The sequence below is a fragment of the Rhizobium sp. 05N49 genome, assembly GCF_056396805.1.
Genome location: NZ_JBFTME010000004.1, coordinates 235,866 through 254,318 on the forward strand (window position 1 = coordinate 235,866; position 18,453 = coordinate 254,318).

At 61.2% G+C, this 18,453-nt stretch carries 20 protein-coding genes; 11 read left to right on the forward strand and 9 right to left on the reverse strand.

The window, feature by feature from the left end; genetic code table 11:
- The first annotated feature begins 17 nt into the window (after window positions 1–17).
- Both AC1DF8_RS10675 and AC1DF8_RS10680 read left to right on the forward strand, forming a co-directional pair.
- Window positions 18–1,109 (forward strand): glycosyltransferase family 4 protein, encoded by a 1,092-nt coding sequence (locus AC1DF8_RS10675; protein ID WP_478153404.1) that lies wholly within the window; start codon window positions 18–20, stop codon window positions 1,107–1,109.
- Complete coding sequence (locus AC1DF8_RS10680; RefSeq protein WP_113114503.1) at window positions 1,099–1,866, forward strand: polysaccharide deacetylase family protein; 768 nt, start codon at window positions 1,099–1,101, stop codon at window positions 1,864–1,866. The genes AC1DF8_RS10675 and AC1DF8_RS10680 overlap by 11 nt, the downstream gene beginning before the upstream one ends.
- Here AC1DF8_RS10680 and AC1DF8_RS10685 read toward each other — a convergent pair.
- Window positions 1,848–2,678, reverse strand: a complete 831-nt coding sequence (locus tag AC1DF8_RS10685) for an MBL fold metallo-hydrolase (protein WP_112546157.1) — start codon at window positions 2,676–2,678, stop codon at window positions 1,848–1,850. The genes AC1DF8_RS10680 and AC1DF8_RS10685 overlap by 19 nt on opposite strands.
- 501 nt (window positions 2,679–3,179) lie before the next feature.
- Between AC1DF8_RS10685 and AC1DF8_RS10690 the strand changes: the two genes are divergently transcribed.
- The 4 genes from AC1DF8_RS10690 to AC1DF8_RS10705 all read left to right on the forward strand — a co-directional run bounded on the left by AC1DF8_RS10690 (window position 3,180) and on the right by AC1DF8_RS10705 (window position 7,230).
- A complete protein-coding gene (locus tag AC1DF8_RS10690; RefSeq protein ID WP_478153406.1) occupies window positions 3,180–4,295 on the forward strand; it encodes an ABC transporter ATP-binding protein in 1,116 nt (371 codons plus the stop codon).
- Window positions 4,288–5,247 (forward strand): ABC transporter substrate-binding protein, encoded by a 960-nt coding sequence (locus AC1DF8_RS10695; RefSeq protein WP_478153408.1) that lies wholly within the window; start codon window positions 4,288–4,290, stop codon window positions 5,245–5,247. Before AC1DF8_RS10690 ends, AC1DF8_RS10695 begins: the two co-directional genes overlap by 8 nt.
- An 11-nt stretch (window positions 5,248–5,258) precedes the next feature.
- Entirely contained in the window at window positions 5,259–6,938 is a 1,680-nt protein-coding gene (locus AC1DF8_RS10700; protein ID WP_478153410.1) for an ABC transporter permease, read from the forward strand.
- Window positions 6,939–7,017: 79 nt separating this feature from the next.
- Window positions 7,018–7,230 carry a hypothetical protein gene (locus AC1DF8_RS10705; RefSeq protein WP_478153412.1) on the forward strand — a complete coding sequence of 71 codons (213 nt, stop codon included), beginning with the start codon at window positions 7,018–7,020 and terminating at the stop codon, window positions 7,228–7,230.
- 2 nt (window positions 7,231–7,232) lie between these two features.
- Here AC1DF8_RS10705 and AC1DF8_RS10710 read toward each other — a convergent pair whose 3' ends face one another.
- The 6 genes from AC1DF8_RS10710 to pcaD all read right to left on the reverse strand — a co-directional run bounded on the left by AC1DF8_RS10710 (window position 7,233) and on the right by pcaD (window position 11,791).
- Window positions 7,233–8,000, reverse strand: a complete 768-nt coding sequence (locus AC1DF8_RS10710) for an SDR family oxidoreductase (protein ID WP_112969004.1) — start codon at window positions 7,998–8,000, stop codon at window positions 7,233–7,235.
- A 62-nt stretch (window positions 8,001–8,062) separates the two neighbouring features.
- Window positions 8,063–9,109, reverse strand: coding sequence for a 3-carboxy-cis,cis-muconate cycloisomerase (locus AC1DF8_RS10715; RefSeq protein WP_478153414.1), 1,047 nt, complete (start codon window positions 9,107–9,109; stop codon window positions 8,063–8,065).
- 110 nt (window positions 9,110–9,219) lie between these two features.
- The gene (pcaG, locus tag AC1DF8_RS10720) at window positions 9,220–9,831 is read right to left on the reverse strand and encodes a protocatechuate 3,4-dioxygenase subunit alpha (RefSeq protein ID WP_478153416.1); all 612 of its coding nucleotides are present in this window, start codon (window positions 9,829–9,831) and stop codon (window positions 9,220–9,222) included.
- A gap of 1 nt (window position 9,832) precedes the next feature.
- Window positions 9,833–10,582 (reverse strand): protocatechuate 3,4-dioxygenase subunit beta, encoded by a 750-nt coding sequence (gene pcaH, locus AC1DF8_RS10725; protein ID WP_478153418.1) that lies wholly within the window; start codon window positions 10,580–10,582, stop codon window positions 9,833–9,835.
- 10 nt (window positions 10,583–10,592) lie between these two features.
- A complete protein-coding gene (gene pcaC / locus AC1DF8_RS10730; protein ID WP_478153420.1) occupies window positions 10,593–10,991 on the reverse strand; it encodes a 4-carboxymuconolactone decarboxylase in 399 nt (132 codons plus the stop codon).
- Window positions 10,988–11,791, reverse strand: a complete 804-nt coding sequence (pcaD, locus tag AC1DF8_RS10735; RefSeq protein ID WP_478153422.1) for a 3-oxoadipate enol-lactonase — start codon at window positions 11,789–11,791, stop codon at window positions 10,988–10,990. Before pcaD ends, pcaC begins: the two co-directional genes overlap by 4 nt.
- Before the next feature lie 93 nt (window positions 11,792–11,884).
- Between pcaD and pcaQ the strand changes: the two genes are divergently transcribed.
- The 5 genes from pcaQ (at window position 11,885) to AC1DF8_RS10760 (ending at window position 16,562) form a co-directional block, all read left to right on the forward strand.
- Window positions 11,885–12,823 (forward strand): pca operon transcription factor PcaQ, encoded by a 939-nt coding sequence (gene pcaQ / locus AC1DF8_RS10740; protein WP_478153424.1) that lies wholly within the window; start codon window positions 11,885–11,887, stop codon window positions 12,821–12,823.
- 64 nt (window positions 12,824–12,887) lie between these two features.
- A complete protein-coding gene (locus AC1DF8_RS10745; protein ID WP_478153426.1) occupies window positions 12,888–13,781 on the forward strand; it encodes an NAD(P)-dependent oxidoreductase in 894 nt (297 codons plus the stop codon).
- Between the two features lie 81 nt (window positions 13,782–13,862).
- Entirely contained in the window at window positions 13,863–14,540 is a 678-nt protein-coding gene (locus AC1DF8_RS10750) for a response regulator transcription factor (RefSeq protein WP_112546168.1), read from the forward strand.
- Window positions 14,537–15,907, forward strand: coding sequence for a sensor histidine kinase (locus AC1DF8_RS10755; RefSeq protein ID WP_478153428.1), 1,371 nt, complete (start codon window positions 14,537–14,539; stop codon window positions 15,905–15,907). Before AC1DF8_RS10750 ends, AC1DF8_RS10755 begins: the two co-directional genes overlap by 4 nt.
- Window positions 15,908–15,992: 85 nt before the next feature.
- Window positions 15,993–16,562: a class I SAM-dependent methyltransferase gene (locus tag AC1DF8_RS10760; protein WP_478153430.1), complete on the forward strand. Its 570-nt coding sequence runs from the start codon at window positions 15,993–15,995 to the stop codon at window positions 16,560–16,562.
- Window positions 16,563–16,640: 78 nt separating this feature from the next.
- Here the strand turns inward: AC1DF8_RS10760 and AC1DF8_RS10765 are convergent, their stop codons facing one another.
- Window positions 16,641–17,396, reverse strand: a complete 756-nt coding sequence (locus AC1DF8_RS10765) for an IclR family transcriptional regulator (protein WP_478153432.1) — start codon at window positions 17,394–17,396, stop codon at window positions 16,641–16,643.
- A gap of 72 nt (window positions 17,397–17,468) precedes the next feature.
- Window positions 17,469–18,380: an acetamidase/formamidase family protein gene (locus tag AC1DF8_RS10770; protein ID WP_478153434.1), complete on the reverse strand. Its 912-nt coding sequence runs from the start codon at window positions 18,378–18,380 to the stop codon at window positions 17,469–17,471.
- Window positions 18,381–18,453 lie beyond the last annotated feature (73 nt).

Consider the following 18,453-nt stretch of genomic DNA (forward strand, 5'->3'; position numbering starts at 1 on the left):
ATACGCGGAGTGTCGCGATGAGGATCGCTTTCTACGCGCCGATGAAATCGCCTGATCATCCGGTGCCGTCAGGTGACCGCTTGATGGCGCAGCTGTTGATCCGGGCGCTGGAGATGGCCGGGCATTCAGTCGAGGTCGTGTCTCAATTCCGCATCCATGCCGGCACGCCGGAAGCGGCGGCCGAAGCGCTATCGAGGGCCGGGGAGGAGCTCCAGCGGCTTCGGCACAAATGGCGGGACGAGCCGAAGCCGGAACTCTGGTTCTGCTATCATCCTTATTACAAGTCCCCCGATCTCTTCGGACCGGCGATCGCTGCGGAATTCACCATTCCCTATGTGACCGCCGAAGCCTCCTATTCGCGCAAGCGCGACGCGATGGGCTGGGCATTGTTTCAGAAGCCGGTCGGCGAGGCGATCCGTCAGGCGGCGGTCAATATCGCCTTTACCGAACGCGACCGGAAAGGATTGGAGGACGTCTTTCCCGAAGCGCGTATTGCCGGAGTAAAACCTTTCATCGACACAGTGCTCTTCGAAGCGGCAACGCCTGCTCCCGTTCCGCAACGCTTGGCGAGCGTGGCGATGATGCGGGCCGGTGACAAGATGGAGAGCTACACGATGCTCGCTGCGGCACTGCGCAAGATCGAGGATCGGCCCTGGACGCTCGGCATCATTGGCGACGGTCCGTTAAGAGCTGAGGTGGAGGCGCTGTTTGCGGGCTTTGCCCCCGGTCGTATCGACTGGCTCGGCCAGAGGGAGCCGGAAGAGATAGCCGACCTGCTTTCGAAGAGCGGCATCTATGTCTGGCCGGGCTGCGGTGAAGCCTATGGACTTGCCTATCTCGAAGCGCAGGCAGCGGGGCTTCCTGTCGTGGCGCAGGGAACTGCCGGCGTGCCCGCCGTCGTGGAGGCCGATGTGACCGGGCTATTGACGCCTGCTGGCGATGTGGAAGCCTACGCGCGGGCCGTTGCCGGACTGCTGGATGACCGGACGCGCCGTGACGCCATGGCATCTGCCGCCCGACGCTTTGTTATCGGAGAGCGTTCGCTTGCCGGCGCATCACATGAACTGGATTTGATCCTCAACCATGCAGGAGCAGCACATGATCGATAGCACCCTCCGCGAGCCGTTGTATCGGGAGCTGGAGCGCTGGCGCGACGCTGGCCGCGTCGCACGGCTCTGGCTGCGGGATGACGATGCGATCGAGCCGACGGCGGCGCTCGAGCGACTGCTTGGAGAGACGAGAAACTACGGCATCCCCCTCACGCTCGCTGTCATTCCGGCCTTTACCGGCATGCCACTCGCTCAGAGGCTTGCGGATGAGGCACATGTCAGCGTGGCAGTTCACGGCTGGGCCCATCACAATCATTCCGGACCTGACGACAAGAAGCAGGAACTCGGCGGATCACGGCTGGAAGAAACCATCCTCGGCGAGCTCTACGAAGGTTTCCTGAAGCTGAGGGATCTCTACCCCGCGCGCTTCCTGACAATGCTGGTTCCGCCCTGGAACCGGATAGACAAGGGTCTCATTCCCAAACTGCCTGCGCTTGGCTTCGAATCCCTTTCCACTTACGGACGCGCCAAGGGAGAAAGTCCGATCGCCATCGTCAACTCCCATGTCGATCTCATGGACTGGCACGGCACCCGCGGCGGGCGGCCGATCGCAGAGTTGATCGGCAAACTGGTCGCGGAGTTGCAGGATCGGTTCGAGGGCGGCAACGAGCCCATCGGCGTGCTTGCACATCATCTGGTGCATGACGCGGCCGCCTGGGATTTCCTCGGCGAACTTTTCGAGGCGACGGCAGGCCATCCCGCGGTGGAATGGGTCTCTGCCACCGCACTCGTGCGGGATCAGATGTCGACGACTTGATTGTCGCGGGCAGCGAAGGCGCCGGCAAAGGCGGCCTGCGCCTCGCTTTCCATGACGGCAAGCTGCTCATCGGTRCGCGAAGGCGCATGATGGAATAGGGCGAAGCGCTTAGCGCCCGCCATCTTTGCAAGTTCAGTGCCGTGCTGCCACGTGGAGTGGCCGAAGCCCTTGAAGCGCTGCATCTCGTCTTCATTGTAGGTGCAGTCGTAGACCACGAGATCGGCGTCCTTCATCATCTCGAGCGCCACCGGATCGTAGGTGCCCGGAATGTGCTCGATGTCGTAGATCAGCGACACTATGCGGCCCTTCCAGTTGATGCGATATCCGATCGCGCCGCCTGGATGGTTCAGCATGTAGGTCTGCATTTCGACGCCTGCATGCGGCGTCAGCGTCTGGCCCGCATGGAAATCGCGGAAGTTCATCGTCGCCTGGCAAATATCGGTCTTTACCGGAAACCAGGGCGGGCTGATGAACTGCTCGACCATCTCGCGCGTGCTCATCTTGCCGTCCAGATGGCCGGACCAGATGTTGACGTTGATCGAAGGGTAGTAAATCGCCTTGAAGAAGGGCAGGCCGATGATGTGATCGTAATGGCAGTGGCTGAAGAAGAGATCGACATCGCGGACTTCGTCAGCAATGAGCGAGAGGCCGGCCTCGCGCAGTCCAGAGCCCGCGTCGAACAGCATCCGGTGCTCGCCGCAGCGAATTTCAATGCAGGAGGTGTTGCCTCCATATCGGTCGAATTCCGGGCCTGATACGGGGATGCTTCCCCGAACGCCCCAAAATTTCACCTGAAACAGATCGTTACTCATTTTCCTTCAAACCAGCTTTCCCGCTTCGTCATCGTAATCACCATCGATCCCGATGCGAAGCTGCAGAATTCCACGGGTTTGCCTATATCCCCTCGCACTCTTCTAACGGCTAGCCGAAGAAGAAGTAGATTTTCCTAAGCAATCGGCTTTTGGCTCAGAATGCAAGCCGGTATGGTTCGTTTTCAGTAAACGTCCCGGCACATGCGAGGTYGCGACATCTCCCGCGGATCATGCATCTTAAATGGTTGCGTGCGACCGAAAATGCAAATTCGTTGCTTTTGTGCGTGCTGAAGCCGCGAAACGGCATGAAAACTGCGTTGAAGATGGCCGGCGGCAAGGCGCGGCTACGGGGGGCTGCGTCTTAGTCATCCCGGCACGAAACGCCGACGTCCTCCTGTCCAGAAGATATTGTCACAAAACTGAAATATATCTGTCGCAGAGCTGTCATCCGGGGTGCCTAAATGTCGCCATACTTTCTTTAAAGCGACATTTGGTCTTCCCATGAACGCCCCTTCAATTCGATCGTCCTGTGCCGTTGCCGCGGCGGGTCTGGAATTGAGCTACGGGCCAACGCAGATCCTCAAAGGCATTGATTTTTCTCTGGAAAGGGGCAAGACGCTGGCGTTGCTCGGCCCTTCGGGCTGCGGCAAGACTACGCTCTTGCGGCTGGTCGCCGGGCTGCTTGTGCCGACCAGGGGTTCCGTTTCAATTGCCGGCACGACAGTTGCCGACGGTTCGACCGGTGCCTTCGTTCCGCCGGAGCGGCGCGGGCTTGGCATGGTCTTTCAGGACTATGCGCTCTGGCCGCATCTGACGGTCGGCGGCAATGTTTCTTTTCCGTTGGAAATGCGTGGCATCGGGAAAGCCGAGCGTCACGAGAGGACGATGCGGTCACTCGAGCGCGTCGGGCTTGCTGCCTACGCAGACAGGCGACCGAGCGATCTTTCCGGCGGCCAGCAACAGCGCGTGGCAATTGCGCGCGCCATCGTGGCCGAACCGCAGCTCATCCTTTTCGACGAACCGCTTTCCAATCTTGATCGCGAACTGCGCGAAAACATGGTGGGTGAACTTGCCGAACTCATCTCCACGCTCGGCCTGACGGCAATCTATGTGACGCATGATCATAGCGAGGCACTGACGCTTGCCGATGAGGTCGCAGTCATGCGCTCCGGCCTGATCGAGCAGCTGGCGTCGCCCGATGATCTGATCGAGCGTCCGGCAACGCCCGAGGTCGCCGACTTCCTGCGGCTTGGCTGCCTTGCGGATATCGAGCGGCGCGGTTCGGCCTGGTATTTCAAGGGTAGCGATATTGTGCTGACCGAAGCTGCGGGCATCGCCGGCAACAGCGCCCGCGTGTTGCTCCCGGTGGCCTCCATCTCCGCCGGCGAAGTCTCTGCTGGTCGCCTTGCCGCCACTGTGCTGCGCTCGCAGTTTCGCGGCGACGGGCACCTGGCGAGCGTTTCGCTCTCCGGCCTGCCCGGCCTGGAATTACAGGTGCTTAGCCGCGTGAAGCTTCGTGCCGGCGAGGTAATCGGCCTTGAGATCGACGCCGCACAGATCCGCTGGTTTCAGCGGGAAATACACCAATCCATAGAGGAGAAATTGGAACATGTTTAAGTCATTGAAGAGCATCACTTTTGGCGTTGTCGCCGTAGCCCTGATGGCCGGCGTCGCCCATGCCGATGTCACCGTTTACACCGCTGGCCCGCAGAGCCTGATCGACAAGCTGTCGGCTGGCTTTACCAAGCAGACCGGCGTCAAGGTCAATGTTTTCCAGGCAACGACCGGCAAGGTCATGGCGCGTATCGAAGCCGAAGCCGCTAACCCGGTTGTCGACGTCGTCATCTCGGCTTCCTGGGATACGGCAAACGACTTCGCCAAGCGCGGCTGGCTTGTCAGCTATGCAAGCCCGAACGCTGCCAAGGTGCCGGACTTCCTGAAGTCCGAAGGCGCTGTTGCACAGGGCATCTCGGCTCTCGGCATCGTCTGGAACACCAAGAGCGGCACGCCGAAGCCGTCCGAATGGGCTGACCTCGCAAAGCCGGAATACAAGGATCTCGTCAATATCCCGGACCCTGCGCAGTCCGGTTCGTCCTTCGAGCTGACTGCTGCCCTCGCCGGCCAGGACGACTGGAAGCTCTTCAAAGCTCTGCAGGCTAACGGCGCCATCATTGCCGGTGCAAATGCTGATGCCCTGAACCCGGTTCTGCAGGGCGCAAAGGCCGTCGTCTTCGGCGCCGTCGACTACATCGCTCTTGCCGCCCAGAAGAAGGGCGAGAATATCGAAGTCGTGTTCCCGAAGTCCGGTACGGTCATCGCACCGCGCCCGGCCATGATCATGAACTGGTCGAAGAACCAGGACGACGCCAAGAAGTTCATCGACTACATGCTCTCTGACGAAGGTCAGGCGCTTGTTGCCGGCGAAATGCTGATGCCATCGCGCACCGACATTGCCGCCAGCCGTCCGCTGATCGGCGACCTGACGCTCCTGAAGTATGACACGGCTGCTGTCTACGGCAAGCGCAAGGAAACGCTGAAGACCTTCGCTGATCTCTACGGCGCCAAGTAAGGTCTGAACGAATGAGGGGAAACGGCATCGGCGGCACGGCTCCGTCCGCCTGGCTTGCAACAGCGGGTCTGGTTCTCGTCGTCGCCGTTCCCTTCATTGCGGTGGTGCTGCAAGGCATCTTCCCTGAACTTGGACAGGGCTCGTTTGCGAGCCCGTTCTCCTCTCTCTATGCGACCCTCGCCGATAGTTCGCTGATCCGCATGGGCGGCAATACCATCCTGCTCGGCGTTTGCGTGGTGCTCGCCTCTGCATTGGTTGCCGTACCGCTCGGTGTTTTCCGCGCTCTTTACAGGATTCCATTCGCGCCTCTCTGGGACGTGCTCTTGCTCGTGCCCTTCATGATCCCGCCTTATATTGCGACACTCGGCTGGATCATGACCCTGCAGCCGCGCGGTTATCTGCAGCAGCTTGCCGGCTTCAATCTGGCGCCCTTCCTGTTTTCGATTTTCGGCATGACGCTGGTCATGGCCTTCAACACTTTCCCGGTCGTCTATTTTGCCGTGTCGCGCACGGTCGAAGCCGTCGGCGCACGTTACGCCGATGTCGGTCGTGTCTTCGGCGCCTCTCCGGCACGCGCCTTCTGGCGCATCACGCTGCCACTCTCGGCCCCCGGCCTGACCGCGAGCCTGATGCTGGTCTTCGCCGCCGCGATCGAGGAATACGGCACGCCGGCAGCGCTCGGCCGACGCGCCGGGTTTCAGGTGCTGGTAACTGGCATCGACCTTCGCGTCACCGACTGGCCGATCGATCTGCCGGGCGCGGCCATCCTGTCGCTCGTGCTGGTCGCCATGTCGCTGATCACCTTCCTCCTGCAGCGCTGGATCCTCGCGCGCCGCTCTTATCAGACGGTCGGCGGCAAGCCGACGGCGAAGGACAAGCGCCCACTTGGCGCGCTGAAAGCGCCCGTGATGATCGCGTTCACGGTCGTCGCCTTCCTTGCAACCGGCGTGCCGTTGCTGGCCATCCTCGCGACAGCGTTGGCACGGACCATCTCAGGCGGTCTCGCTTTCGACAATGTCAGCCTCGACAATTTCATGGCGGTCTTCGGCAATAGCGCCGGCGCCGTCACGGCACTGATCAACAGCTTCTCGCTCGGCATCGGTACGGCGCTGATAACGGGCCTGATCGGTGTGACGGCCGCCTATACCGTGGTGAAGACGAAGATTTCAGGTCGCTTGGCGATCGACGTGATGACCATCCTGCCGAATGCCCTGCCGGGTATCGTCGTTGCTGTCGGTCTCATCCTCGCTTGGAATATGCCGGGCCTGCCGTTTACCCCCTATAATACCGCTTTCATTCTGCTTCTTGCCTATTGCTGCATCCTGCTGCCACAGCCGGTTCGCTACACCACGGCCGCCTTCCAGCAGATCGGCGACAATCTGGAGGCAGCAGCCCGCGTCTGCGGTGCCAGCGGCGTCACAGCCTTCCGCCGCATTCTGCTGCCGCTCGTCTTTCCGAGCCTTGCTTCCTCGATGCTGCTTGTGTTTGCGCTTGCCTCGCGTGAGCTGGTTGCTTCCGTCGTCGTGGCACCGGTTGGCATGCAGACGATCGCGACCTTCATCTGGCGCCAGTTCGAGCAGGGCTCCATCGGCCTCGGCATGGCGATGGCTTTCATCGCCATCTGCATCACGACATTGCTGCCGTTGATTCTGATGGGGCTGATGCGGCGTGGTAATATGGTCGCCGATTGAGGCGTCCTCTAAATTGAAATGCTCTTGTTTCCCGGCGAGATTGCTGAGATAATTTCTTCAGGCAATCTTTGGAGTAAACATGTCTCCAGTCACGGAGATCCTTATAGGCCTCTCGGCCGTTTCCGTCCTGATCGTCGCATTTGCCGTATTCTTGTCCTGGAACCCTCCCTGGTGGGCTCGCCTTCGCTTTCGAGGGCGTTTCGTTCGTGGCCAAGCCGAAGGCGGCATAGAGGTGAGTTTTGATCTCGATGATGGAGGCGATGGTGGTGGTGGCGATGGAGGAGGCGACTAACCTCAGAGCGATGCCGTAATCCCACCATCCACCATCAGCATATGGCCGTTGACGAAGGACGACGCGTCCGACGCCAGGAAGACGGCCGCACCTACCAACTCTTCCACGTTGCCCCACCGGCCAGCTGGCGTACGCGTCTCGAGCCAGGCGGAAAATTTCGGATCGTCGACAAGCGCCTGGTTGAGCGGCGTCTTGAAATAGCCTGGCGCGATGGCGTTGACCTGCAGGCCATGCTTTGCCCAGTCCGTCGCCATGCCGCGGGTCAGGTTGCGAACAGCGCCCTTGGTTGCGGTATAGGGTGCGATATTCGGGCGGGCGAGTTCCGCCTGCACCGAGGCTATGTTGATGATTTTGCCGCGGCCGCGGCTGATCATCGCCTGTGCTACTGGCTGGCTGACATAGAAGATGCTGGAAACATTGGTTCGGAACAGTTCGTCCCACTTTTCGACCGGAAATTCCTCCAGCGGCGTCCGAAACTGCATGCCGGCATTGTTGATCAGGATATCGATCGGACCGATCTCCGCCTCGATATAGGCAATGGCGGTTCTGCTGGCCTCGGCATCCGTCACATCGAAAGCGGCGCTGACGGCGTGGCGTTTCCTTTCGCGGATCGTCTCGGCAGCCGCCTCCGCCTTCTGGGCGTTTCGGCCATTGATGATGACGGAGGCGCCATGCTCGGCAAGGCCGAGCGCCAGTGCATAGCCGATGCCCTGGCTGGAGCCTGTCACCAGCGCACGACGGCCGGAAAGATCGAAGAGCGGAAAGGTCACGGGATCACTCCTGAAATCAACACCCCTGCATAGCCGGTTTTGCAGCCTTGACGCAAAGGCGATCAGCTTGTCCCTAGACGTTTGATGTTACCAACGAGGTCCGTTGCAAGCCGCAGTGACGCGGCAGTCGCCATGACCATCTGTGGGAGGACTAGCCATTCAAGTGTCCAGGCCGCCCCCGAGCGTTCCTGCTCATGAACGAGCGAATGGTGGATGGCCGAAAGCTGCGTCGCATTAAAGCGGGCAAGTGCCACCAGCGTTTCGGCGGCGACCGGATTCTGTTTGTGCGCCATTGCCGAGGAGGCGCCGCCGCCCGCAAGCTCGATTTCGCCGCCAGCTTCGGCAAGCAATGCGATGTCCTGACCGAATTTCCCGAGGCTGCCTGAAATCAGCGAATAGAGATTGGCGAGATCGGCGATGCGGGCACGCTGGCTCTGCCATTGCGGTTCGTCTGATAGCCCCAGTTCCTGCGCCAGCGAACTGCGCACGGCGGCGGCTTCGTCGCCAAGTTTTTCGAGCGTACCGGCCGCACCGCCGAACTGGACCGGGAAGAGCTGCTCCGTCAGCCGGTCGCGATAGCTCTCCAGCGGGATCCGCCAGGCGGCGATACGGTCGGCGGCGGTAATGGGGATGGCGGCCTGCATGCGCGTATGGCCCATCAGGCGATTGGTGCCGAATTGTCGTTCGAGTGCGTCCATTCCACTGACGATGGCATGCAGACGCCCACCAAAGAGGAAGGTCACGGATTTCAGCCGCAGCATCAGGCTGGTATCGATGACATCATGGCTGGTGGCGCCGAAATGCACATGCTCGGCGGCCTCGCCACGGACTGCTTTCCTGAGTTGCCGGACGAGATCGGGAATGACGACGCCGTCCTTCGCTGTCGCCGTCTTCAGGCTGGCAATATCAGGCGTTAAAGCGGCACAGGCCTCGCGGATCCTTCGGGCCGCCTCGGCCGGGATGATGCCATGCACCGCTTCAGCACGCGCAAGGGCCGCCTCGAAGGACAGCATTGCCCTGACATCAGCGTCGGCTGAGAAATAGGTTGCAATTTCAGCGTCGCCGAGCAGGCCGGACAGGAAGGGATGGTCGAAGGGGGAGGTGGTCATGGAACGTCCCGTTTCATTGCAATCCTCTTCTGCCAGCCGGTGTCGTCTCCCCTGGAGAGGAAAGGGTGAGGGGGGACGCTACTTGTACTGAGCCTTGCTCGCAAGCCGGCTCAGATATCCAGGAATACCGTCTCCTTCGGTCCCTGCAGATAGATATCGAAGCTGAGCTTGGCATCGTCGCGGGTGGCGATCAGCGTAGCTACGCGCTCCCGGTGTTCGATACGGGCGAGGATCGGATCGCCGGCATTGGCTTTCTGCTCCTCTGGAAAATACATGCGTGTATGCAGGCCAATATTGATGCCGCGAGCGACGATCCAGAAGGTGATGTGCGGCGCCATCTTGCGGCCGTCCTTGAAGGGAACCTTGCCGGGCTTGATGGTCTCAAAACTGTAGACGCCGTCTTCTGCGCGGGTAGGGCAGCGGCCCCAGCCGGTGAAATTCGGGTCGGCCGTGCCGCGCATTTCCGAGGGACTGTTATAGAGGCCGGCACTGTCTGCCTGCCAGATCTCGATGACGGCATCGCGAACGAGGGCGCCGGCGCCATCGAAGATACGGCCGCTGACGGTGATGCGCTCACCGAGCGTCTTGTCATTGACCATCTGCGTGCCGAGGTCGGTATCATAGACGCCGGTGATGTCGCAGAAATTCGGCGTCAGACCGATATGCACATAGGGGCCGGCGGTCTGGGACGGGGTTTCCTTGAGATAGCCGAGTTCCTGCATGTCAGTTCCCCTCCAGCTTGTTTTCGAACATCGTCGAGCGGCGGCCGCGCAGCACGATATCGAACTTGTAGGCGCGGCTGTCCATCGGGATCGTGCTACCCCAGTCGAGCGGGGCAATGAGCTGCTCGATCGCCGCCTTGTCGGGGATGGTGCCGACGATCGGACATTTCCAGATCATCGGGTCACCCTCGAAATACATCTGGGTGATCAGACGCTGCGAGAAGCCGTGGCCGAAGATCGAGAAATGGATATGGGCCGGGCGCCAGTCGTTGACACCGTTCGGCCAGGGATAGGCACCGGGCCGAACGGTGCGGAAGAAATAGCGGCCTTCCTCGTCGGTGAAAAAGCGGCCGCAGCCCCCGAAATTCGGGTCGATGGCGGCGAGATAGGTTTCCTTCTTGTGGCGGTAGCGACCGCCGGCATTGGCCTGCCAGAATTCCACGAGAACGCCGGCTTGCGGCCGGCCGCGTTCATCAAGCACCCGGCCATGGACGATGATACGTTCACCGATGGCGCTTTCGCCGGGCCGCGCGAAATTGTGGATCAGGTCATTGTCCATCTCGCCGATCATCGAATGACCGAAAACCGGGCCGGTGATTTCCGAGATCGTCCCATCGAGGGACAGCAGCGCGCGCTGCGGTGAGCGCAGAACGGATGTCTTGTAGCCCGGCGTATAGGCCGGTGAATGCCAGGCGCGGTCACGAGCGAAGAAGGCTCCGGTTTCTGGCTTGCGGTTCGGTAGGTCCGACATTCTCTCTCCCTCAGGCCACCTTGCCGGCGTCCATCTGCTCGAAAACCTGTTTGGCGATCTTGATCGCGTGATTGGCGGCCGGCACGCCGGCATAGATTGCCACATGCAAGAGCGCCTCGCGAATATCCTCCCGGGAGGCGCCGGTATTGACGGTAGCGCGCACATGCATCGCCACTTCGTCGTCCTGGCCGAGTGCGGCAAGCAGCGCGATCGTGATCATCGAGCGCTCACGCTTCGTCAGTTCAGGCCGCGACCAGACGTGACCCCAAGCCGCTTCGGCGATCAGTTCCTGGAACGGCCTGTCGAAGTCGGTCGAGGCAGCCTGGGCGCGGTCGACATGGGCATCGCCGAGAACGGAGCGACGAGTCRCCATTCCCTGTTGATAGCGTTCGGACACGGTGTCACTCATGGGCTTTTTTCTCCAATCGATGACAGGAAGGCACGAATGATCGCTGTCAGCGCTTCCGGCTGCTCGACCGGCGGAATATGGGCGCAGTCCTTGATGACTTCGTAGCGTGCGTCGGGGATCAGCCTGGCGGTGGACAGCACCAGATCCGGCGGCGTCGAGCCATCCTGATCGCCGACGACACAGATGGTCGGCACCTTGATCTTGGCTGCCGCCTCGGTGAAATCGGCGTCGCGGATCGCCGCGCAGGTTGCGTTATAACCTTCCACCGGCTGGCGGATCAGCATGTTGCAATAGCCGGCATAGGCGATGTTTTCCGGTCGGCGGAAAGCCGGTGTGAACCAGCGCTCCATGACCATGTCGACGATGCTCGCGATGCCGCTTTTCTCGACCGCGGCGATGCGGTTGTTCCAGCTTTCGGCCGTGCCGATCTTGTGGGCGGTGTCGCAAAGGATGAGCGCTTTCACCAGATCCGGACGACGCTGATAGAGCGACTGGGCAATCAGGCCGCCGACTGAAAGGCCGCAGATAACGGCATCCTTCACCGACAGCAGATCGAGCAGCCCGGCAAGATCCGTCGCATGGTCCTCCATGGAATAGGGCACCTGGCCGACATCGGAAAGACCGTGGCCGCGCATGTCATAGAGAATGATGGCAAAGTCGCCGGCAAGACGCACGATCACATCGCGCCAGATCCGGAAGTCCGTGCCGAGCGAATTGGCAAACACGATGACCGGCCTGTCAGCCGGCGCACCGATGAGCTGGTAGTGGATCGTTACGTCGTTGATACTGGCGAACTGCACTTTAAATCTCCTCCCCACCCAATTTGATGAGTTGATCCGGTTAAGTAAAATGATATTTTTCGGCTTTTCGATAACCTATGAGTTATGAAAATTATGATCGATAATCGTATCAAGTTTCGCCATCTGCAGACCTTTGTCGAGGTGGCGCGGCAGAAAAGCGTCATGAAGGCGGCTGAACTCCTGCATGTCAGCCAGCCGGCGGTGACGAAGACGATCCGCGAGCTCGAGCTGGCACTTGGCGTCAGTGTTTTCGAGCGTGACGGGCGCGGGATCCGGATCACGCGTTATGGCGAGGTCTTCCTGCGCCATGCCGGCGCTGCGCTGACAGCGCTGCGGCAAGGGCTCGATTCCGTCTCGCAGGAGCAGTTCGGCGATGCTCCGCCAATCCGCATCGGCGCGCTGCCGACAGTCTCGACGCGCATCATGCCGCGGGCAATGGATCTGTTTCTGAAGGAAAATACCTGGAGCCGGGTGAAGATCGTCACCGGTGACAATACTGTGCTCCTTGAGCAGCTGCGTGTCGGCGATCTCGATCTCGTCGTCGGCCGTCTCGCGGGAGCAGAAAGGATGGCCGGCTTCTCGTTCGAGCATCTCTATTCCGAGCAAGTGGTCTTTGCCGTGCGCACCGGCCATCCGCTGCTTGGCGCCGGCAAATCGTTCTTCGCCGAACTCGGCCGCTATACGCTTCTCATGCCGACCCGCGGCTCCATCATCAGGCCGGTGGTCGAAAATTTCCTGATCGCCAATGGCGTCGCCAGCCTGCCGAGCCAGATCGAGACTGTTTCCGATGCCTTCGGCCGCGCTTTCGTGCGCGATAGCGACGCGATCTGGATCATCTCCAACGGCGTGGTTGCGCGGGATATTGCCGACGGCGTGCTTGTCGCCCTGCCGGTCGACACGAGCGAGACGAAGGGTCCCGTTGGATTGACGGTGCGTAGCGATTCCGTCCCCTCGCTGCCGCTGTCGATCCTCATGCAGACGATCCGTGAGGCAGCGCTGGAAATTTCGGGGCAGCCTGCACCTGCGCACTAACCTTCAAGACAACTGCCGCCTTTGTTCGTAGACTTCGCTCCTGGCTATCCGAGGAGACGGCAAAATGAAAACAGGCTTCATCGGTCTCGGCGTGATGGGTACGCCGATGGCGCTCAATCTCGCGCGGGCAGGTACCGATCTCATCGTCTGGAATCGTTCGCCGGAAAGCGCTGACACGCTACGGACAGCGGGCGCCGAAGTGGCCGCGGATGTCGACGAAGTGTTTACGACAGCCCGGACCGTCATCCTGATGCTTGCAACGGCAGCGGTGATCGACACGGTTCTCGGGCGCGGCACACCAGGTTTTGTCGAACGGGTAGCCGGACATGTCGTCATCCATATGGGGACCACCGCGCCCGAATATTCGAAAGCGCTCGAGGCGGATATTCGTGCCGCCGGCGGCCATTATGTCGAGGCGCCTGTTTCAGGCTCGCGCCGGCCGGCGGAGGAAGGCCAGCTTGTGGTCATGCTTGCGGGAGATGCGGACGTCGTCGAAGAGGTTCGTCCGCTTTTGAAGCCCATGTGCAGGGAAACGGTTGTCTGCGGCGCCGTGCCGAATGCGCTCCTGATGAAGCTTGCCGTCAATATTTTTCTGATCACGACGGTCACAGGGCTCGCCGAAGCGGCGCACTTTGCCGCCCGACAGGGATTGGACATGGGGCTTTTCAAAGCTGTCGTCGATGCCGGCCAGATGGCGAGCGGCATATCGCGGATCAAGAGCGGCAAGCTGGTGGAGCGGGACTTCTCAGTGCAGGCGGCGATCTCCGACGCGCTGAAAAACAATCGTCTGGTCGCCGAAGCGGCTCGGCATGCGGGCATTGCTTCGCCGCTGCTCGATGCTTGCCATGCCCTCTACGCGGAAACCGAAAGCCTGGGTTTCGGGCGTGAGGACATGGCGGCCGTCATCCGCGCGCTTGAAGCGCGAACCGAGGCAATCCGCCTGCCTTTCGGGGATTGACGCCACACCGCTCTGGCCTTTCGCGTCATGCTGACGCAATCTTGCCTGTGCAGAGAGCGGCTTTTGAAGTTGGACGGTTAAATGCGCGTCTTGCTGGCGGAAGATGAACCGGAAATGGCTGCCGTGCTGGTGGCGGCGCTCCGCAACAACAATATCATCACGGACCACGTTTCCACGATCGAAGCGGCTGAAGAGGCCGTACGGCTGAACAGCTATGATGCCCTGCTGCTTGACCGCAGCCTGCCTGACGGCGACGGGCTGGAGCTGATCGCCGACGCGCGCCGCATCCAGCCGGCCGTTCCCGTCATCATGCTGACGGCGCGCGGCGATCTGAAGGATCGGATAGAAGGTCTCGATCTCGGTGCCGACGACTATCTCGCCAAGCCCTTTGCCGTCGAGGAGCTGATGGCGCGTTTGCGCGCTATTCTGCGCCGCCCGGGCAATATCGAGATCGAGAGCCTGTGCCTCGGCCGGCTGCATTTCGACCTGCGCAACCGCGAGGCGCGCGTCGGCGAGACGGCGCTCGAACTGCCTCGCCGCGAATTGCTGGTGCTGGAAGCGCTGATGCGCCGGGCCGGCCGCACAGTGGAGCGCTCAAGCCTCGAGGAAGCGGTCTATGGCATGGATGACGAGATTCAGTCCAACGCGCTCGATGCGCATGTCTCGCGGGTGCGCCGCAAGCTCGATGCTGCGGGCGCCGGCGTCGAGATCCATACGATCCGTGGCGTCGGTTACCTGATCCGGCAGGCCCGGCCATGAAGAAGATGAAGTTCTATTCGCTGAAATGGAGGCTGATCCGCCGGCTGGTGGCGCTGCAGGCCGCGACATTGGTACTGATCGCGATTGCCTTTGCCTTCGTCTTCTGGATTTCGGGCATGAGCGGCATTTTCGCACCCGATGAACATGCAATCGATGCCGTTTCGGAATCGATTGCCTGGAACGCTGATGGTTCGATGCGTATCACCAACACCGACGATCTGGGTTACCAGCGCGAAAAGGCGGCCGACTTCTGGTTTCTGGTGCGCGATCAGCAGGGCCGCATGGTCAGCGAAGGCAATGTGCCGGCGCAATATCTCGCCATCGCCGCGTCGGGTAGCGATATCGCAGAAGCCCGTTTCAATGGGGACGAGGACAATCCAGCGACGATTGCCGCACGCCTGCAAAAAATAAAGACGGATCACGGCGATCTGCTCGTCATCGTCGGCCGACAGGGCAGCCTTTCGGCCGGCAAACTGCTGGTCGTCTTCATGGCGATCGCTTCCGGTATAGTGCTGCCGGTGATTTTGCTGACCGGCCTGATAACACTGGCGGTCACACCATTCGTGGCGCGAGGCATCCACCGCGGATTGAGCGAGGTGGCGCAGGCGGCACAGGGCATCGACGGGACGACACGCGGCTACCGTTTGCCACTGGAAAACGTGCCGGAAGAGGTTGCGCCGCTGGTGATCGCCATGAACGAGACGCTGCAACGGCTCGACGATGACCATAACAAGCAGCGACGCTTCATGCTGGCCGCCGCCCATGAGCTGCGTACGCCGATCGCCATCCTGCAGAACCGCCTGGAAACCATGCCGCCAACGGAGGCGACGAACAGGCTGCTGGAAGATGTCGCCCGCCTTTCGACACTGGCCCAGCAGCTGCTCGACCTGCAGCGGCTCAATCAGGAGCCGGTGCCGGATTGTTCCATCGACCTTGCGACGGTCGCCCGCCGGCAGGCCGCAGAACTTGCGCCGCTGATCATCGCCGCCGGCTATCAGGCAAATTTCGAGTTGCGCTCGATGCCGGAACGTATCCTCGGTGATGAGACTGCGCTGGAGCGGGCGATCGCCAACCTGGTTCAGAACGCCATCCAGCATGGCGGCAGGAGCGGGACCATCACCATCGCCRTGGAGCGCCCGGCACAGATTTCCGTCAGTGATGAAGGCCCAGGTATCGCGCCCGAGGACCGGGAGCGGATCTTCGAACCCTTCCAGCGTGCGAACGGTCGTAGCCAGGGCATCGGCCTCGGCCTCCACCTCGTGCGCGAGATCGTCAAAATACATCACGGGCGGGTATGGGTATCGGATGCGACCGGCGGCGGAGCCGCCTTCAACATGAGCTTCGAGCCGACAGCGCAGAGCGCCTAAAATTTTCGGTGATGCGGATAAACGTCATGCTCGCATCATTTGAAAGGAGAATATCGGCATCGATCAATCGATGCTGGAGACCTGCATGCAACAGCCGCCGTTGGCCGCCTTCTTTAGTGCCCTTCTCGCCGAGCCCAGGAAAATCGGCGCGATCGTGCCCTCGGGAGGGCGGCTGGCGCGGTTGATGACCAGTGAGATCGAGCCTTCGGCGGGCAGGGTGCTGGAGCTTGGCCCGGGGACCGGGGTCTTCACCGAGGCGCTTCTGAAACGCGGCCTGCCGGCACGAGACCTGACACTGGTGGAACTCGAAACCCGTTTCATCGCTCCGTTGCAGCAGCGTTTTCCTGAGGTGACCGTACTCCAGCGCGATGCGCGCGAGCTTGCGGCCTGCAAGGCAGAACTTGGACTGCAGGCTGCAATCGTCAGCGGACTGCCCTTTCGCAATATGCCCCCGGAGATCATCCGCGCCATTGTCGGCGGCAGTTTCGGACTGCTGGACCGTGGTGGCGCCTTTTACCAGTTCACCTACGGCCGTGCCTGCTCGGTCCCGTCAGACGTGCTCGATGAGTTCGGGCTGCAGGCGGAGAGGCTCGGCCGGGTACGCCTGAATATCCCGCCAGCCAGCGTTTTTCGCATTTCGCGCCGCCTGGATTGACGGACACGGTTTTGCTGGACTTCGTTGATTTCAGCCGGCTGGCTGCTACCAGCATTTCTAAAACGTTTGCGATATGCGCTAGCGCAGCACGGTGCGCAGCGTCGCCTGGGTTTCCCTTAGCAGCGGCAGGTAGCGCGCGACCATCTCGGACGCCGGCACATGGGCGGCCGGTGCGCCGATGTTGATGGCGGCCACGGTCTGACCGCGATCGTTCTCGACCGGTACGGCGATGGAGCAGAGGCCGATCTCAAGCTCCTGGTCGATGAGAGCATAGCCCTGTGCGCGAACCTTGCGGAACTCGGCCATCAGTTCCACAGGATCGGTCTTCGTGTTCGGCGTGTTCGCCTTCAGCTCGCTTCGGGAAAGAACTGCCCGTGCCTCGGCTTCCGGGAGGGCTGCAAGCAAGACACGGCCCATCGAGGCGCAATAGGCGGGAAGACGGCTGCCGGGCGTCAGATTGATCGACATGACGCGGCGCTGCGAGGCACGGGCGATATAGACGATATCGGTGGCGTCGAGTACCGATGCGGACGCGCTTTGGCCGGCTTTTTCGGAGAGCGCATCGAGATGCGGCTGGATGAGCACCGGCAGCGGCGTCGCCTCCAGATAGGCATGCCCGAGCCGCAGGATTTTCGGCGTCAGCGTGAAGAACTTGCCGTCGTAATCGGCATAACCGAGATCGGCAAGCGTCAGTAGCGAGCGACGCACCGTGGCGCGATCGAGGCCGGTTAGCTTCGCTGCATCCGTGATTGAAAGCCGGCGATGCATTTCGCCAAAGGCTTCGATCACCTTGAGGCCGCGGGCGAAGCCGCTGACGAAATCACTTTCCCGCATGGGCTTGTGTGGCTCCTTCCCGACAGCTTGGAAGTGTGGCTTCGCGGGATCTATGATCGGATGGATGATGGATCAGCGTGCCGGGAGCCATTTCTTCGCTATCCGGCAGGCGACTGTGTAGGCGGGGTCGAAGACGTTGCCTATATCGTAGCGAACCACCTGGCCGAGCAGATGGCTGGCAGCAACCTTCGACAGGCCGTAATCCGCCACGAGCAGATTCAGCATTTCGGTCGTCGCATGCTGCAAAGCCTGATCCAGCGGCCTGGCGTTGCCGATGGCGATGATATCATCGGCAATTTCGGCTCTCGGCCAGGATATCGGCTTTTGTTTTTCGACGGTGAGACGGAGTGTCACCTCAAACGTCGTCTCGACGCCGGTACCGACGATTTCGCCATCACCCTGAACGGCGTGGCAGTCGCCGAGGAAGAACAATGCGCCTGATACCGAGATCGGGAACCAGATCGTCGCGCCCGGACCGAGCAGGCGATAATCCATGTTCCCGCCATAGGCGCCGCTGGTAGCCGTCGAGATCGCCTGGCCGTGGCTTGGTGCCACGCCAAAGCAGCCGATCATCGGCGAGAGCGGCAGAACCAGCTTTTCGATGCCGGCAACCGGTTCCTTCAGTTGGACGGTCATCGCGCGTCGATCGATATGCCAGAGTGTCTTTTCGGATCTCGGAAGATCACGAACCGCCTCGGGATCGATGACATTTGCCGCCAGAACACTGCGCGTGAAGCCCATGTCCCTTGTCGGTTTCATGTCCAGAATTTCGACCTTGAGGCTATCTCCGGGCTCGGCGCCTTCGACGAAAATTGGCCCGTTCATGGGGTTTGGACCGTGCGCCCGCTGAACCTCGTTCTCGTCGTAGCCCCAGGCATCGAGCGTGCGGATGACGACCGTGTCACCGCTCGCGATCGTCAAAGCCGGAGGCAAGGTTCCAAGAACGTTGTAAAAGGCAGTTGCGACGAAATCGTGGGCCGTCATGTTAGAGTTCCGCTCGGATGTCTGGGGTGTTCTCTGAAGGTGGTTCGATGAACTTACGCGTCAGCCGGGCGAC

Bases quoted from the DNA above. Each gene is read 5' to 3' on its own strand.
- AC1DF8_RS10675 (WP_478153404.1), top strand. From the start codon at position 18: ATGAGGATCGCTTTCTACGCGCCGATGAAATCGCCTGATCATCCGGTG.
- AC1DF8_RS10680 (WP_113114503.1), top strand. From the start codon at position 1,099: ATGATCGATAGCACCCTCCGCGAGCCGTTGTATCGGGAGCTGGAGCGC.
- AC1DF8_RS10690 (WP_478153406.1), top strand. From the start codon at position 3,180: ATGAACGCCCCTTCAATTCGATCGTCCTGTGCCGTTGCCGCGGCGGGT.
- AC1DF8_RS10695 (WP_478153408.1), top strand. From the start codon at position 4,288: ATGTTTAAGTCATTGAAGAGCATCACTTTTGGCGTTGTCGCCGTAGCC.
- AC1DF8_RS10700 (WP_478153410.1), top strand. From the start codon at position 5,259: ATGAGGGGAAACGGCATCGGCGGCACGGCTCCGTCCGCCTGGCTTGCA.
- AC1DF8_RS10705 (WP_478153412.1), top strand. From the start codon at position 7,018: ATGTCTCCAGTCACGGAGATCCTTATAGGCCTCTCGGCCGTTTCCGTC.
- AC1DF8_RS10715 (WP_478153414.1), bottom strand. From the start codon at position 9,109: ATGACCACCTCCCCCTTCGACCATCCCTTCCTGTCCGGCCTGCTCGGC.
- pcaG (WP_478153416.1), bottom strand. From the start codon at position 9,831: ATGCAGGAACTCGGCTATCTCAAGGAAACCCCGTCCCAGACCGCCGGC.
- pcaH (WP_478153418.1), bottom strand. From the start codon at position 10,582: ATGTCGGACCTACCGAACCGCAAGCCAGAAACCGGAGCCTTCTTCGCT.
- pcaQ (WP_478153424.1), top strand. From the start codon at position 11,885: ATGATCGATAATCGTATCAAGTTTCGCCATCTGCAGACCTTTGTCGAG.
- AC1DF8_RS10745 (WP_478153426.1), top strand. From the start codon at position 12,888: ATGAAAACAGGCTTCATCGGTCTCGGCGTGATGGGTACGCCGATGGCG.
- AC1DF8_RS10750 (WP_112546168.1), top strand. From the start codon at position 13,863: ATGCGCGTCTTGCTGGCGGAAGATGAACCGGAAATGGCTGCCGTGCTG.
- AC1DF8_RS10760 (WP_478153430.1), top strand. From the start codon at position 15,993: ATGCAACAGCCGCCGTTGGCCGCCTTCTTTAGTGCCCTTCTCGCCGAG.
- AC1DF8_RS10765 (WP_478153432.1), bottom strand. From the start codon at position 17,396: ATGCGGGAAAGTGATTTCGTCAGCGGCTTCGCCCGCGGCCTCAAGGTG.
- AC1DF8_RS10770 (WP_478153434.1), bottom strand. From the start codon at position 18,380: ATGACGGCCCACGATTTCGTCGCAACTGCCTTTTACAACGTTCTTGGA.